Origin of the sequence: Aidingimonas halophila, assembly GCF_900106955.1 — a bacterium.
Taxonomy (GTDB): Bacteria; Pseudomonadota; Gammaproteobacteria; order Pseudomonadales; family Halomonadaceae; genus Aidingimonas; species Aidingimonas halophila.
In genome coordinates this window covers 74463-87517 of sequence record NZ_FNNI01000003.1, presented here as the reverse complement: position 1 = coordinate 87517, position 13055 = coordinate 74463, and the positions used below count along the sequence as shown (strand labels likewise).

Sequence of the window (13055 nt, the reverse complement as noted above, 5' to 3'; positions counted from 1 at the left end):
TTGAATATTTTAAGTGGTAATGATGGAGCTAATATTACATATCCTGTCTCTATTAAGGCTGTTATGTTTCTAGGAGGAAAAATACCATTGTTGCTTAATGAAAGGGATGAGTGGGAGCTTCCTGGAGGAAAGTTGGACGTTGATGAATCTCCTGAGGTTTGTGTGGCTCGAGAGGTGAAGGAGGAGTTGTCTGCTGACGTGAAAGTTGTTGAAATATTAGATAGCTGGACTTACACCATATACAAAGGTGTACATGTTTTCATTGTTACATATTTGGTGGAAGGATTGTCAGGAGCAGAAAACAGTATGACTGTTAGCTGTGAACATAAGCAGCTAAAAATGTTTTACCCTGACGAAATTTCTAGTTTAAACATGCCGCAGGGATATAAGAACTCCATTTTTAAAGCGATTTCTACTCGAGAGGATCCTTGATGAACTGTAGGAAAGGTTATTTCGTATTCTCTTTTTTCTATTTTTCTGTTTTTATGTCCGCAGGTGTCTATAATACTTTTTTTCCTTATTGGCTAAGCTATAAAGATTTGAGTGTGATTCAAATATCTGTCGTTCTATCAGTTCCCTTTGCGGTGAAAATTATTGCAGACCCATTTTGGGGGGCGGTGGCGGATAAGAACTTTAGTCGTAAGCGATTGATGATGTTTCTAAGTGCGGCTACTGCATTTTGTTATTCTTTTTACTTGTTTGTTTCCGGCTATTACTCCGCAATGGCCGTGGCGCTATTGTGTGGTTTTTTTTGGTCGAGTGTAATGCCTATTGGCGATAGCATAATTTCCATATCTTCAAATGTCTCTAAGGAAAGATTTGGAGCAATGAGAATGTTTGGTTCTCTTAGTGTTTTGCTAATGGTTATTGTGGCGGGTTTCCTGTTCACACTATCAGGAGATTTAACTATTGTGATGTTAATGTTTTGTTTTTTTATGACTTTTATTGCAGTTTGCTTACTACCAGAGCCAGCTCATTATAATTCAGCCCTTACTAAAGTCCAGAAACATCTAGTATGTAACGGATGCGCCTCTGTTTCTGCACCTAGAGTACTAATGATAATGTTAGCTTCGAGCCTATGCTTAGGTGCTCATGGTATCATCTATGTTCTTGGAAGTCTTCATTGGGTAAGATTAGGTTATTCTCCTGTAGAAATAAGCTCACTCTGGGCAGCAGCTCTTTTGTCAGAAATTGTTATATTTTTCCTTGCTGATAAACGATATCTCATTGGTCTCTCTCCTGTTTGCTGCATTCTTTCTGGAGCATTGCTAGGAATTATTAGATGGTCGGGGCTTGCGATAGTTGAGTCGTACGAAGGTATTTTAATACTCCAGAGTCTCCAAGGGGGAACACTTGCACTAGTTGTTATCAGTATCATGAGATACTCTCAATCTCATATCCCGGAAAATTTTCGATCAAGATACTTTGGTAGGTTAGCCGCTATTTCTCATGGGACTATTCCATTGATCGTAACAGTGATCTCTGGCGCATTATATGAAGGAATATCTGGCTTAGCAATGGCTATGGGAGCCATCCTATGCGGTGCATCAGTAATAATTTGTATCCGTGAAATTTATATGTCTCGTTCCCATGACATAGGCTCACTGAGAACGAACTAGCGGCTTCTATCTATTTCAACTTGAGAGTAGTGTGGCATGGATTGTTTATATAAAACGGTAATAACATATGGCACATTCGATCTTTTTCATATTGGCCACGTAAGGATCTTGGAGCGTGCAGCACAATTAGGAAATCGTCTAGTTGTAGGTGTGTCTACTGATGAATTCAACTCAGCGAAGAATAAAGAATCTGTATATTCGTTTGATTCAAGGAAAAAAATTATTGAGGCATGTAGATTTGTTGATAAGGTAATACCTGAGAACTCTTGGGATCAAAAGGCTATCGATATTCTAGATTACAACGTAGACGTGTTGGTCATGGGGGATGATTGGGCTGGTAAATTTGATCACCTGGAAAACTACTGTAAAGTTATATATCTTTCTAGAACACCTGATATTTCATCAACGAAAATCAAGGGAGTGTGTCGAATATTAACCTAGTGTTGGTTTCGGATGGTCAAATCTCATGAGGGTGTTCAAAATAATCTTACCCAGCAATAGTGGAAGTTGATCTAAGCAATCATTCGAGCTTCAAAAGCCTCTGGGTTGCCCATCTCGATGGCACTATGTCGGCGCTGCTTGTTGTATTTAGCTCTATGCGCTCAGATACGTGATGTCTCGTGTTTTAAAGTGATCTTACCCAGCAACGGTGGATACTCGTTTAAGCGACCATTCGGGCTTCAAATGCCTCTGGGCTGATCATCCCAATAGCACTGTGCCGGCGTTGCTTGTTGTAGTCTAGTTCGATGTATCAAACACCTGGCGTCTCATTGCATCCCGCGTTTGAAATTGTTCTCCGTGGATCGCTTCTACCTTGAGACTGTGAAAGAAGCTTTCAGCACAGGCATTATCATAACAGTTGCCTTAAGCGCTCATGCTGCACTGAGGCTCATGCCGGGTAAGAAGCGATTGGTAAAGCATGGAACAGTACTGCTTAGGTTCAAGGTGTCGTCGCAACACTGGCTTATGATGCCAAGGATAATAGTTCTTTGAGCGCTTCAGCAGGTGTTTTCCAGCCCAGTGTTTTACGGGGTCTGCTGTTGAGGGTGGTTGCAACGGCGTCAAGCTCGTGCTCGGAGTACCTGCTGATATCGGTACCCTTGGGGAAGTATTGGCGCAGCAGGCCATTGGTGTTCTCGTTGGTCCCACGCTGCCAGGGACTTCGGGGGTCACAGAAGTAGATCGCCAGGCCAGTATCAATCCGTAGCTGCGCGTGTTGGGCCAGTTCCGCCCCCTGATCCCAAGTCAGTGATTGGCGCAGCTGTTCGGGCAGCGTCGAGATCTTCACAGCAATGGCATCGCGGACGGCTTCGGCCCCATGTCCAGCCAGTGCTGGCCCGTTCTTGGCGCGGGCACCGGAGCCGTGATCAGGCATGGGCGGCAAGTGCAGCAGCAACGTGAACCGGGTCGTGCGTTCAACCAGGGTGCCGATCGCCGAGCTGTTCAGACCGATGATCAGGTCGCCCTCCCAATGGCCGGGGACGGCACGGTCGGCGACCTCCGCTGGGCGCTGGCTGATCATCACCTCGGGAGAGATGAAGTGTTTACCTCGTTGCTGATTCCTGGCGTGTGGCACCCGCAACGCCCGGCCGCGGCGCAGACACGCGGATAATTCACGACGCAGGGCACCGCGGCCTTGAATGTAGAGGGCTTGATAGATCGCCTCGTGAGAGATCCTCATCGTCTCATCATCCGGAAAGTCGACCCGCAGTCGACGGCTGATCTGCTCCGGGCTCCAGTTGGTCCCCCATCGCCGGTCAGTTCGGCGACCATGCCGGCGTCCCCTCCAAGGGACGTTGGGGCCGGGGATGGGCCTGCCGTCAGCATCGGTCACCGCACCAGCGAGGCGTGATTGCACGTACGCCTGCAGCCGGTCATTCGTGACGAGCTTGCCAGCTTTGGGCCGTTTGGCGGTACGCTCCGCTCTCCACTGCGCGACCGTGGCTCGATACGCCAGCATGCCACCCCGGGTGGCAGCATTGCGGCGCAACTCGCGCGAGACTGTCGACGGCGACCGCCCCAGACACCGGGCGATCTCGCGAACCCCATGCCCCTGGGCGCGCAACAGCGCCAGTTCCTCGCGTTCTGCGAACGACAAATAACGCCCTGAGTGCGGCGCCAAATTGGCTCCATGGCCATCAGCATCGCACGCTGCACAATCCGGTCGCGCAAGGTTGGTATCCCCAGCGGGCGCTGTTTGCCGCTGGATTTTGGAATGTAGATGCGGCGTGCTGGCTGCGGCTGATAGGTGCCGTCCAGCAGTTCAATCCGAATTTCCTCCAGATGCTGGCTGAAATTCTGCTCAAACACTCGCCGATCTACTCTGTCGATACCAGCGGTTTTAGCCCCTGACGACGCCAGCGTTCTGAACGCCGCTTCCTGGAGCCAGTCACGCCTTGCAATCAGTCTCAACAGCCGATCGAACCGTCGGTTCGAATCCGCTGTTGACCACCTTGCCAGCTTGCTTTGCATTTCCCCGATTATCAAAGGTCTTCACCTCTCTGGGTCAGGTAATCCGTGGAGCAAGCCACTTGAACTGCCTCCCTTCGCCATGTGGTGGGCTTTCCCCACCTCGGACTACTACGGAGGCTCCGCCAGCTTGTCGGGCATCGGGGTCGCACTCCCTTGGCATCCCGGTCAAGCTTTCCCTCGTTCACATGCTGGACTCAAGCATACGGAGGAGGTTGCCGATCGCAGTCTTTACCCTTGCATGCTGCAAGTTGGCGTACCTGTCACGAGTTAGCTGCGCACGGCTCGTGACTCCACCGGAGGTGGGCTACCTCTCCACCACCGGCAGCAGCAATGGGCCCTACGTGTGCCCACTGCCGAGAATGCGCACCTCCTGTCAAGCCGTGTAGGAGGTGGCGACATGTTCAGCCCACAGACGCGGATGAATCGGTTCGTGTTCCTCAACCTTTCCGTACTCAGTCTAGAGATGCATCTTGGCGTAACGGCTTCGCCTCACACCCCGTTGCCCACGGGTTACGTCACCCTGCCAGTGCACAGCAGGTCACCGCCGCTTCGGCTCATGCTCTCTCACAGCAGAGAGCCGTCCTTCACTGAGAACATCCTGTCCGACACGAAGGTATTCCAGTCATGCTTGTGCCCGTTCAACTGCTTCCCGCAGTCGTCAGGGTCGAGGCACACCATAGGAAATGTCGGAACTCCCAATGTGGCGGTACGTGGTGATCTCGGCGGTGACCAGGCCCAGGGTGTACCCATCAGGGTCGGCATTGGCCATGGCGGTATGGCCCACGACCCCTGAACCGCCGGTACGGTTCACGACGTTGACCGTGCGATCCAGTTCCTCTTCCAGGCCATTGGCGAACTGTCGTGCGACGGCATCGGTACCACCACCGGCAGACCAGGGCACGATCAATTCGATGGGTTTCTCGGGATAGTCGGCATGAGCGATACCGGCTGTCAGTGTGACGCTCAGTAGGCCGACAGAGAGTGCGAGTGGCGTTTCGTTAAAGTCATCAGGGGCTCCTTGTTGTCTATTGTTACTTGTTGGCTGATGGGAGTTGCCGATACGTGCGTCACGCATTATCGAATGAATTGATCGACGTAATCGCGGCCCAGGCCACAGGCTTCATAATGCTGACGGCACATATCGACCTTGGTGAAGACGTCTTCGAATCCCAAGTGTCCGCTCCACGGGTCGACGTAGTACATCACGCCGTTGACTTGGAACAGCGTAATCATTTCCTCGACATGATCGTCCACGACCAGCGTGTGGGTTTCGCCGGGGGGCTCATAGACATAGCTGCCCTCGGTAGCCACCCAGTCGTGCTCAAGATAGCGCCATTCGCCCTTGAGCACGATCCCGTGGACCGGATTGGGGTGGCGGTGCCGGCTCAGAACGCCGGATTTTCTGACTCGCAGCAGATTGACCCAATAGCCTTGCGATACATTGAGGCACAGGGGGCGGAAATCGACGTTTTCCGCTTGAGGCACCCAGATACGCTCGTCATCAGGAATCGCATTGGGTACGACGATATCGGCCGATGCCTCGGCGGGTTGCGGGTATTGATAGGGCATCCGCTGATGGTCGTCTTGTTGTGCTGGCATGGTTTCTCCGTCCATTATATGGACATATGAATCATAATATGGACAATTTGAATATTAACCTAAAAGGCCCATACGGATGCGTCAATTCACCACGATGCATTCGTGATTAGACATTCGTAGCAAGGGGCTATCATGAAAGAGCCAATGGACGAGGCCGGTCAGCGTCCTGCCGTGCAGGGAGCCGCTGCCGTGACCAAGGGGTTGAGACTGCTTCAGGCGATTCCCGATCTGGGACATGAGGCGAGCGCCAGGAACATTCAGGCACGGCTGGGGCTACCCAGGCCCACCGTCTATCGACTGCTGAACACCCTGGAGCAGGAAGGATTTCTCGAGCGCAATCCGGTCGGGGGGGAATATGTGCTGGGCCGCGAAATACTAAGGCTTGCCCAGCAATCGCTGGCGACCACCAGTCTGCAGGAGCGCGTGCGTGGTACGCTCAAGGCGATCGGGCGTGCCACCGGTGAAACGGTGCACCTGGGGGTGCCGTTCGGCTGCCACATGACCTTCGTCGACAAGGTGGAATCGCCCGAAACGGTGCGTATGGCGTCCTACATCGGCATGCCGATTCCCATGCATTCCACCTCGGTGGGTAAAGCCTACCTGGCTGCCCTGGATGAATCCACATGTGGGCAATATCTCGCCCAATTGACGCTCGACCCCATTACCCCCCATACCTGTACGACGTTGGCGTCCCTCCGGGACGAACTGGCCCGAACGCGTGAGCTGGGTTACGCCATCGATGACGAGGAGAATGAACACGGCATCATCTGCTTCGGACAGGCCATCTATTCGGCGGATGGCAAGGTCGAAGGTGCCATCAGTGTGAGCGTACCGCGTTATCGGCTACCGGCAGACGGTGAGGCGAAGATCATCGCTAGCATTCGGCACTTGTGTGGACAGGCCGGGCTCACACCCCTTGCCGGCGAAAGCTTGCGAGCGCCACGGCAGCAGCCATGAATAAGCCACCGAATAGCCGGTTGAGCATACGCTGGTGACCGGGGCGCCGCATGAAGCGTTGCAACTGGCTGGCGAGGGTCGCATAGCCCAGCATGACGATGATATCCACGGCGATCAGCGTGACCCCCATGATCAGTAGTTGAAGGCCGTGGGCGTCGCCAGGGACCAGGAACTGGGGGAAGAGGGACACCAGAAAGACCGTGGCCTTGGGGTTGGTCACGTTGACCAGGGCGGATTCCCAAAAGCGCTTGTCGGGCGTCTTGTTGGTATCGGTGGGCGCTTCCAGGCTGCCTTCACGCCACTTCTGCCAGCCCAGCCAGATGAGATAGGCGACACCTGCCCACTTGAGCAGAGAGAATAGCCAGGTGGAAGAGGCGAGTACGGCTCCTAGCCCCACCCCGACAACCAGGATCTGCAAGCCATAACCCAGTTGTAGTCCGGCGATGGTGGGCATGGTGTGACGTACGCCATAGCGCAGCCCGTTACTCATGGTATTTACGGCACCCGCGCCGGGAGAAAGACTGATCAGGATCGATGCCAGCAGGAACGCCAGCCACAGGCTTGGACTCATCGTACTTACCTATTCGTGCTCGGACGGAAACCCAGTAAAGTCGGTAACGATGACAGGTTCGTGACGAATTTTCATCCGCTTTTGATCCAGGTCATGTCCTGCGGGGGCATACGCTGACGAGCCCCTTTATCCTGTCCTGTATTGCACGGTACGACAGCCTGTCGAGGAGCTCGCCATGACACATGAATCACTGACTTTCGAACGGGCCATGGTCGAGAAGTACGATCGTCCGGGCCCGCGTTATACTTCCTATCCGACAGCCCCCCGCTTCCACAGCGACTTCTCCCTCGAGGCCTATCGTGAGGCGGTCGATCTGAGCAACGGCGATCTGCTTCCCAAACCGCTGTCGCTGTACGTGCATATCCCGTTCTGTCGGCAGCTTTGTTACTACTGTGCCTGCCACAAGATCATCACCCATCGGGATGAGCGGGCTTCCGAGTATCTGAATTACCTCAAGCGAGAGATCCGTCTGCAGGCCTATCTGTTCGATGCCGACCGTCAGGTAACCCAGCTTCATCTGGGCGGTGGTACACCGACCTATCTGACCGGCGATCAGATCGCCGAACTGATGACAGTACTCGATGACGCCTTTTGTCTCGACTGGAGTGAGTCGCGGGAGTTTTCGCTCGAAATCGACCCGCGCAGTGTCTCGCTCGCCACGCTCGGTGAGCTCAAGGCTCAGGGCTTCAACCGGTTGAGTATCGGTGTGCAGGATTTCGATCCGACGGTCCAGCAGGCTGTCAATCGTGTTCAGAGCGAAGCCCATGTGTCTGACCTGGTCGCCACGGCACGTGATGAAGGTTTTGCCTCGGTCAGTGTGGACCTGATCTACGGTTTGCCGTGTCAGACGGTCGCGAGTTTCAGCCGAACCCTGGACAAGGTCATTGCTCTGCGCCCCGACCGGATCGCCACCTACAGTTACGCGCATCTGCCCGAGACGTTCCGGGCCCAGCGGCTCATCCAGTCATCGGACATGCCGACGCCAGCACAGAAGCTCGAACTGCTGGCCTTGATCATCGATCGCCTGCAAGCGGCCGGGTATGTCTATATCGGCATGGATCATTTCGCTCTGCCGGATGATGAGTTGGTCAGGGCGCGGGATGCCGGTACGCTGCAGCGCAATTTCCAGGGCTACTCGACGCAAGCGGATTGCGACCTGATCGGGTTGGGAATATCGGCCATCGGCAAGGTGGCTGATACCTACAGTCAGAACGCCAAATCCCTGCCTGACTATTATCACCGGCTCGATGAACTGCAGTTACCGGTCGTGCGTGGCTACCGGCTCAGTGATGACGACCGCTTGCGTCGCGATGTCATTCATCACCTGATGTGTCACGGCGTGGTCGATATCCCGGCTATCGAGCAGCACTATGCGATCGATTTTCGCGTTTATTTCGCCGAGTCGCTCAGGCAGCTGGAAGCGCCGATGGCCGATGGACTGGTGACTCTCGATGACGCATCGCTGACCCTGCAGCCCCGCGGACGTCTGGTGATGCGCAACATTGCCATGGCCTTCGACGCCTATCTTCAGGATGGCGCGTATCAGCGACCGTTTTCCCGCACGGTGTGAGAATTGGCTAGCGCTTCAACCCCAATCGCTTGGCCTGACGGTGAAGGTTGCCCGGATCGATGTTCAGCGAGCGTGCTGCGGCTGCCCAGTTGCCGTCATATGCATTGAGCGTTGCCTGAATGTGGTGGCGTTGGAACGCATCGGTTGCTTCCCGCAGCGGTAGCGGTTCCATGGCGGGGGGCGCCGCTGCAGTCAGCGTGTCCGAGGGGTTGCCGAGTGAAGTCGAGCGGCTGTCACTGTGAAGGTCCAGATGGTCGCGCGTGATGAGCGCGACGGCCTGACGCTGTTCGCTGGTGGCCACGGGCGCGCGTTCGCCGAGTGCCCGCAACGCCGCCCGTGCCAGTGTATGTTCCAGCTCACGAACATTGCCGGGCCAATGCCAGGTGAAAAGTACCGTTTCGGCATCCTGATCGAGCCGCAGGTTGTTCAGTCCCAGTCGGATCCGGTTGGCTTCGAGAAAATGGCCGGCCAGCAGGGGAATGTCCTCGGGCCGTTCGCGCAGCGGAGGCACTCGCAGAGGAAAGGCGCTGAGTCGGTGGTAGAGATCCTGGCGGAAACGTCCCGCGTCGGCTTCGGCACCCAAGTCACGGTTGGTGACGGCGACGACGCGGACATCGACCCGTTGGGGGCGCTCGCTGCCCAACGGCTGGATCTCCCCTTCCTGCAACACTCGCAGCAGCTTGGGCTGAAGCGATAGCGGGAGTTCTCCGATCTCGTCGAGCATCAGGGTGCCGCCATCCGCCATGGCGAAGTGGCCTCGTCTATCCTGGGTGGCGCCGGAGAACGCCCCTCGCCGATGGCCGAATAGCTCGCTTTCAATCAGGCTTTCAGGCAGGGCGGCACAGTTGACCTTTATCAATGGCCCCTGATGGCGGCGAGAGCGTTGATGCAGCGCCCGCACCGCCAACTCCTTGCCGACCCCCGTTTCGCCATGCAACAGCACACTCATGTCGGTGGGGGCGACCAGTTCGATCGCCTCGTCGAGTTGGCGCATGGCACGGCTGTTCCAATGCCAGTTGACGTCTGATGGCTGTTCCTGAGCCAGGGCCTCGTTGAGGCGTGTGCGTGTCGTCCGAAGCTGTTCGGCCAGTCGCAGGCAGGTGCCAAGCAGTTGGGCGATGGTCGATAACTGATCGTCATCCAGGCTGTCCAGGCTTCCCGGCGTGAGCGCATCCAGTGTCAGCAGGCCGGTCAGACGGTCGCCATCACGCAGTGCCACGCCGAGGCAGTCGTGCACTTCACTGAGATCGTCGTCGATCAGGCCGTCGAACGGGTCGGGCAGCGGGCTGTCCTGAGGAAAGCGACATACCCCGGGATGGCTGGCAATGGCGGCGAGCCTGGGATGATCATGCAAAACGAAGCGACGACCGCGCACTTCCTCGTTCAACCCCAGTAGCGCGACAGGCCGCAAGGCTTCGCCATCGGTGACCATCAGCGTGCTGGCATCGGCAGGGAAGCCACCCACCAGGGTTTGCAACAGGGTTGCCCACTGCGTCTCGGTGGCCTCGTTATCGGCGAGATGGGCGAGCAGGGTGCGCAATGCTTTCAAAAATTCGGTCATTGATGGACCTGTCGATAGTGACGATCGTTGTTAAAATGATAACAATACTGTCTTTTTGACACTAGTCATAATGACATGACTCGCCAGGTTCGATGCATGTGGTCTGGGTGCGTCATTGGCCAATCAGTGTCATGCCGGGCTTGGCGGACCTTGATGTGGCGAAGTGTCGCATCGATACGAAATGGAACGCGCCTTGCTCATTCAGAGTGTCATTGTGAACACTATAGATGAGAGGGTTAGCAACGCCATGCTGACAAAAGAGCAGGAACGCGTCATCGAGGCGACCGCCCCGGTCGTCGCCGAGCACCTGAATACCATTACCCAGCGCTTCTATCCATTGATGTTCGAGCGCTATCCCGAGGTCAAACCGCTGTTCAACCAGGCGCATCAGGTCAATGGTGGTCAGCCTCGCGCTCTGGCCGGCTCGGTACTGGCCTATGTCCAGCTGCGTCAGGAACCTGCCCGTGCCCGTCAGGTGTTGGAAACGGTGGTCAACAAGCATGTGTCGCTGAATATCCAGCCGTATCAGTATCCGATCGTCGGTGAATGCCTGATGGCTGCCATCGGTGAGGTGCTGGGCGATGCCGTGACCGACGAGGTGGCCGATGCCTGGGGAGCGCTCTACGAGGAGTTGGCGGCCCTGCTGATCGATCTGGAAAGTCAGCGCTATCAAGAATTCGCTGATGCGCCAGGTGGTTGGCGTGGCACGCGTCCCTTCCGTCTTGTCGAGACGCGCCAGGAGAGTGCGGTGATTCGCTCCTTTGTGCTCGAACCGGAGGATGGCGGCCCGGTAGCGGACTTTCAACCCGGCCAGTTCATCGGCGTACGGGTGATGATCGATGGCGAACCGGTCTACCGCCATTACAGCCTGTCGGCGTACCCTAACGGACGCAGCTATCGAATTTCGATCAAGCGAGAAGACGATGGCGTCGTAAGCCGACACTTCCATGATGTGCTCACGGTCGGCGATCGCATCGATCTGCTGCCCCCCGCCGGCGATCTGACGTTGCCCGAGGAAGGCCACGAGCCGGTCATGCTGTTGAGTGGCGGCGTCGGACAGACCCCGATGCTGCCGATACTGCGTGAGGCACTCGAACAGGGACGTCAGGTCGTCTATCTGCATGCTGCCCTGGATCGTGATCATCACGCATTCGGTGACCATGTCGATACCCTGGCTCGCGACTTTCCTCAGCAACTACAGGTCGTCACGCTCTATGAAAAGGCGACTGACGATACCCGGGTGGATCACGTCGGACGCGTCAATCGTGAATTGCTGGCACGTTACCTCCCCGAGGGCGACCCTCATTGTTACTTCGTCGGGCCGCAGGGGTTCATGGTGGCGGTCGACCAATACCTGGCCGCACTGGGTGTGCCGGAGTCGCATCGTCACTTTGAACACTTCGGCCCCTCGCGGGCACTCGAGGCCGCCTGATGACATCCGGGTTCGAGCCAGCGACCGGGGGCACGAAACGGCGTTCGCTCGTGCAGGCCATGCCGCTATGGCGGCTGGCCTTCCGGCCCTTCTTCTTGCTCGGAGCGATATTCAGCCTGGTCGCGATGCTGTTATGGGGCGGATTCTGGCATGGGGAAATGCTGCTATCGCCCTATGGCGGGATGCTGTGGTGGCATCAGCATGAGATGCTGTTCGGATTCGGCGCGGCGATTGTGGTCGGTTTTCTGCTCACCGCCGTGCAGAACTGGACCGGTCGGCCGGGGCTATCGGGAGGGTCGCTGTTCGCACTGGTGCTCTTGTGGCTGATGGGGCGACTACTGCTCGCAGTGCCGCCGGATGCGTCTGCCGTCTGGCTGGCGCTGCTGGATATCGCTTTCCTGCCTGCAGCAGCGGCCATATTGGCCTTGTCCGTCATTCGTGTGCGCCAATGGCGTAACCTGATCTTTCTGCCCATGTTGTTGCTGCTGTCGGCTGCCAATGGCCTGATGCACTGGGGCGCTATCCAGTTCGATGGACAGGCGGTGCGAGAGGGGGCGCACATTGCGATCCTGCTCATGACGTTGCTGATGGTGGTATTGGGTGGCCGGGTCATTCCTTTCTTCACCGCGCGTCGCTTGGGCATCGCACAACCCACGCCCCGACCCTGGCTCGAGACGATCGCGGTAGGCTCGGTCACACTGTTGGTGATCCTGCTTTGGTTCGATGTGCTGGTTGCGTTGCCTGGCCCGCCCATGGCGATCGTGGCCCTGGCAGCCGCCATTGCCAATGCCTGGCGACTATGCCGCTGGAAAGGGCTGTATTGTCTGAAGGAGCCTCTGTTGTGGGGGTTGCATGCCAGCTATGCTTTCGTCTGCCTGGGATTGGCAATGTGGGGGGCAGCGTCCCTCGGTCTCCTCGACGCCTCATTGGCGCTGCATGCCATTGCCGTTGGCGGTATGGGAACGATGATGCTGGCGATGATGGCGCGAGTGTCGCTGGGACATACCGGCCGCGCGATCCGCACGCTGCCCGGTATCGGCGTGGCATTGGGGATGCTGCTGCTGGCGGCGGTGCTGCGTGCACTGTTGCCGGTCATCTGGCCGCAACTCTTGCCTTGGACATTGAGCATGAGTGTGCTGTGCTGGGTGCTGGCATTCACACTATTCGTGTGGCGCTATGCGAGGTTGCTTGCCACGCCTCGTGCCGATGGTCAGGCAGGTTGAGCACTGGCAGGGTGAAATAGTGATTACCGGTGTACTGCAGGGAACACCCGC

Annotated in this window: 11 protein-coding genes and 2 pseudogenes; 7 read left to right on the top strand and 6 right to left on the bottom strand. The window is 56.3% G+C overall.

What is annotated here, in order from left to right:
• From BLW01_RS06340 to tagD, 3 genes are read left to right on the top strand one after another with little or no spacing between them, the layout of a single operon-like run.
• The gene (locus BLW01_RS06340) at positions 1 to 432 is read left to right on the top strand and encodes an NUDIX hydrolase (RefSeq protein WP_217635490.1); all 432 of its coding nucleotides are present in this window, start codon (positions 1 to 3) and stop codon (positions 430 to 432) included.
• Positions 432 to 1619, top strand: a complete 1188-nt coding sequence (locus BLW01_RS06335) for an MFS transporter (RefSeq protein WP_092568670.1) — start codon at positions 432 to 434, stop codon at positions 1617 to 1619. Before BLW01_RS06340 ends, BLW01_RS06335 begins: the two co-directional genes overlap by 1 nt.
• Positions 1620 to 1655: 36 nt before the next feature.
• Positions 1656 to 2060, top strand: coding sequence for a glycerol-3-phosphate cytidylyltransferase (tagD, locus tag BLW01_RS06330; protein WP_092568669.1), 405 nt, complete (start codon positions 1656 to 1658; stop codon positions 2058 to 2060).
• A 220-nt stretch (positions 2061 to 2280) separates the two neighbouring features.
• Here tagD and BLW01_RS06325 read toward each other — a convergent pair.
• The 4 genes and pseudogenes from BLW01_RS06325 to BLW01_RS06305 form a co-directional block, all read right to left on the bottom strand.
• Positions 2281 to 2552: pseudogene (locus BLW01_RS06325) on the bottom strand (IS3 family transposase); the annotation flags it as partial.
• A 31-nt stretch (positions 2553 to 2583) separates the two neighbouring features.
• Positions 2584 to 3729 (bottom strand): annotated as a pseudogene (locus BLW01_RS06320) (IS30 family transposase); the annotation flags it as partial.
• Between the two features lie 1020 nt (positions 3730 to 4749).
• Entirely contained in the window at positions 4750 to 5166 is a 417-nt protein-coding gene (locus tag BLW01_RS18650) for a Bug family tripartite tricarboxylate transporter substrate binding protein (RefSeq protein ID WP_092568667.1), read from the bottom strand.
• Positions 5166 to 5690 (bottom strand): 2,4'-dihydroxyacetophenone dioxygenase family protein, encoded by a 525-nt coding sequence (locus BLW01_RS06305; RefSeq protein WP_092568666.1) that lies wholly within the window; start codon positions 5688 to 5690, stop codon positions 5166 to 5168. Before BLW01_RS06305 ends, BLW01_RS18650 begins: the two co-directional genes overlap by 1 nt.
• Before the next feature lie 132 nt (positions 5691 to 5822).
• On the opposite strand from BLW01_RS06305, the gene BLW01_RS06300 reads away from it, so the two are divergent.
• Positions 5823 to 6647, top strand: coding sequence for an IclR family transcriptional regulator (locus tag BLW01_RS06300; protein ID WP_092568665.1), 825 nt, complete (start codon positions 5823 to 5825; stop codon positions 6645 to 6647).
• Here the strand turns inward: BLW01_RS06300 and rhtB are convergent.
• Entirely contained in the window at positions 6598 to 7218 is a 621-nt protein-coding gene (rhtB, locus tag BLW01_RS06295; RefSeq protein ID WP_092568664.1) for a homoserine/homoserine lactone efflux protein, read from the bottom strand. The two genes, BLW01_RS06300 and rhtB, sit on opposite strands and share 50 nt — an antisense overlap.
• 175 nt (positions 7219 to 7393) lie before the next feature.
• Here rhtB and hemN point away from each other — a divergent pair, with 175 nt between their 5' ends.
• Entirely contained in the window at positions 7394 to 8788 is a 1395-nt protein-coding gene (hemN, locus tag BLW01_RS06290; protein WP_092568663.1) for an oxygen-independent coproporphyrinogen III oxidase, read from the top strand.
• A gap of 7 nt (positions 8789 to 8795) precedes the next feature.
• Here the strand turns inward: hemN and norR are convergent, their stop codons facing one another.
• Complete coding sequence (gene norR, locus BLW01_RS06285; protein ID WP_092568662.1) at positions 8796 to 10349, bottom strand: nitric oxide reductase transcriptional regulator NorR; 1554 nt, start codon at positions 10347 to 10349, stop codon at positions 8796 to 8798.
• 247 nt (positions 10350 to 10596) lie between these two features.
• On the opposite strand from norR, the gene hmpA reads away from it, so the two are divergent.
• Positions 10597 to 11781: an NO-inducible flavohemoprotein gene (gene hmpA, locus BLW01_RS06280; RefSeq protein ID WP_092568661.1), complete on the top strand. Its 1185-nt coding sequence runs from the start codon at positions 10597 to 10599 to the stop codon at positions 11779 to 11781.
• Positions 11781 to 13004, top strand: a complete 1224-nt coding sequence (locus BLW01_RS06275; protein ID WP_092568660.1) for an NnrS family protein — start codon at positions 11781 to 11783, stop codon at positions 13002 to 13004. The genes hmpA and BLW01_RS06275 overlap by 1 nt, the downstream gene beginning before the upstream one ends.
• Positions 13005 to 13055: the final 51 nt, after the last annotated feature.

What these genes read in the sequence shown, in the direction of transcription:
- norR (WP_092568662.1), bottom strand. Translation starts at nt 10,349, where the DNA reads ATGACCGAATTTTTGAAAGCATTGCGCACCCTGCTCGCCCATCTCGCC.
- hmpA (WP_092568661.1), top strand. Translation starts at nt 10,597, where the DNA reads ATGCTGACAAAAGAGCAGGAACGCGTCATCGAGGCGACCGCCCCGGTC.
- tagD (WP_092568669.1), top strand. Translation starts at nt 1,656, where the DNA reads ATGGATTGTTTATATAAAACGGTAATAACATATGGCACATTCGATCTT.
- hemN (WP_092568663.1), top strand. Translation starts at nt 7,394, where the DNA reads ATGACACATGAATCACTGACTTTCGAACGGGCCATGGTCGAGAAGTAC.
- BLW01_RS06335 (WP_092568670.1), top strand. Translation starts at nt 432, where the DNA reads ATGAACTGTAGGAAAGGTTATTTCGTATTCTCTTTTTTCTATTTTTCT.
- BLW01_RS18650 (WP_092568667.1), bottom strand. Translation starts at nt 5,166, where the DNA reads ATGCGTGACGCACGTATCGGCAACTCCCATCAGCCAACAAGTAACAAT.
- BLW01_RS06300 (WP_092568665.1), top strand. Translation starts at nt 5,823, where the DNA reads ATGAAAGAGCCAATGGACGAGGCCGGTCAGCGTCCTGCCGTGCAGGGA.
- rhtB (WP_092568664.1), bottom strand. Translation starts at nt 7,218, where the DNA reads ATGAGTCCAAGCCTGTGGCTGGCGTTCCTGCTGGCATCGATCCTGATC.
- BLW01_RS06275 (WP_092568660.1), top strand. Translation starts at nt 11,781, where the DNA reads ATGACATCCGGGTTCGAGCCAGCGACCGGGGGCACGAAACGGCGTTCG.
- BLW01_RS06305 (WP_092568666.1), bottom strand. Translation starts at nt 5,690, where the DNA reads ATGCCAGCACAACAAGACGACCATCAGCGGATGCCCTATCAATACCCG.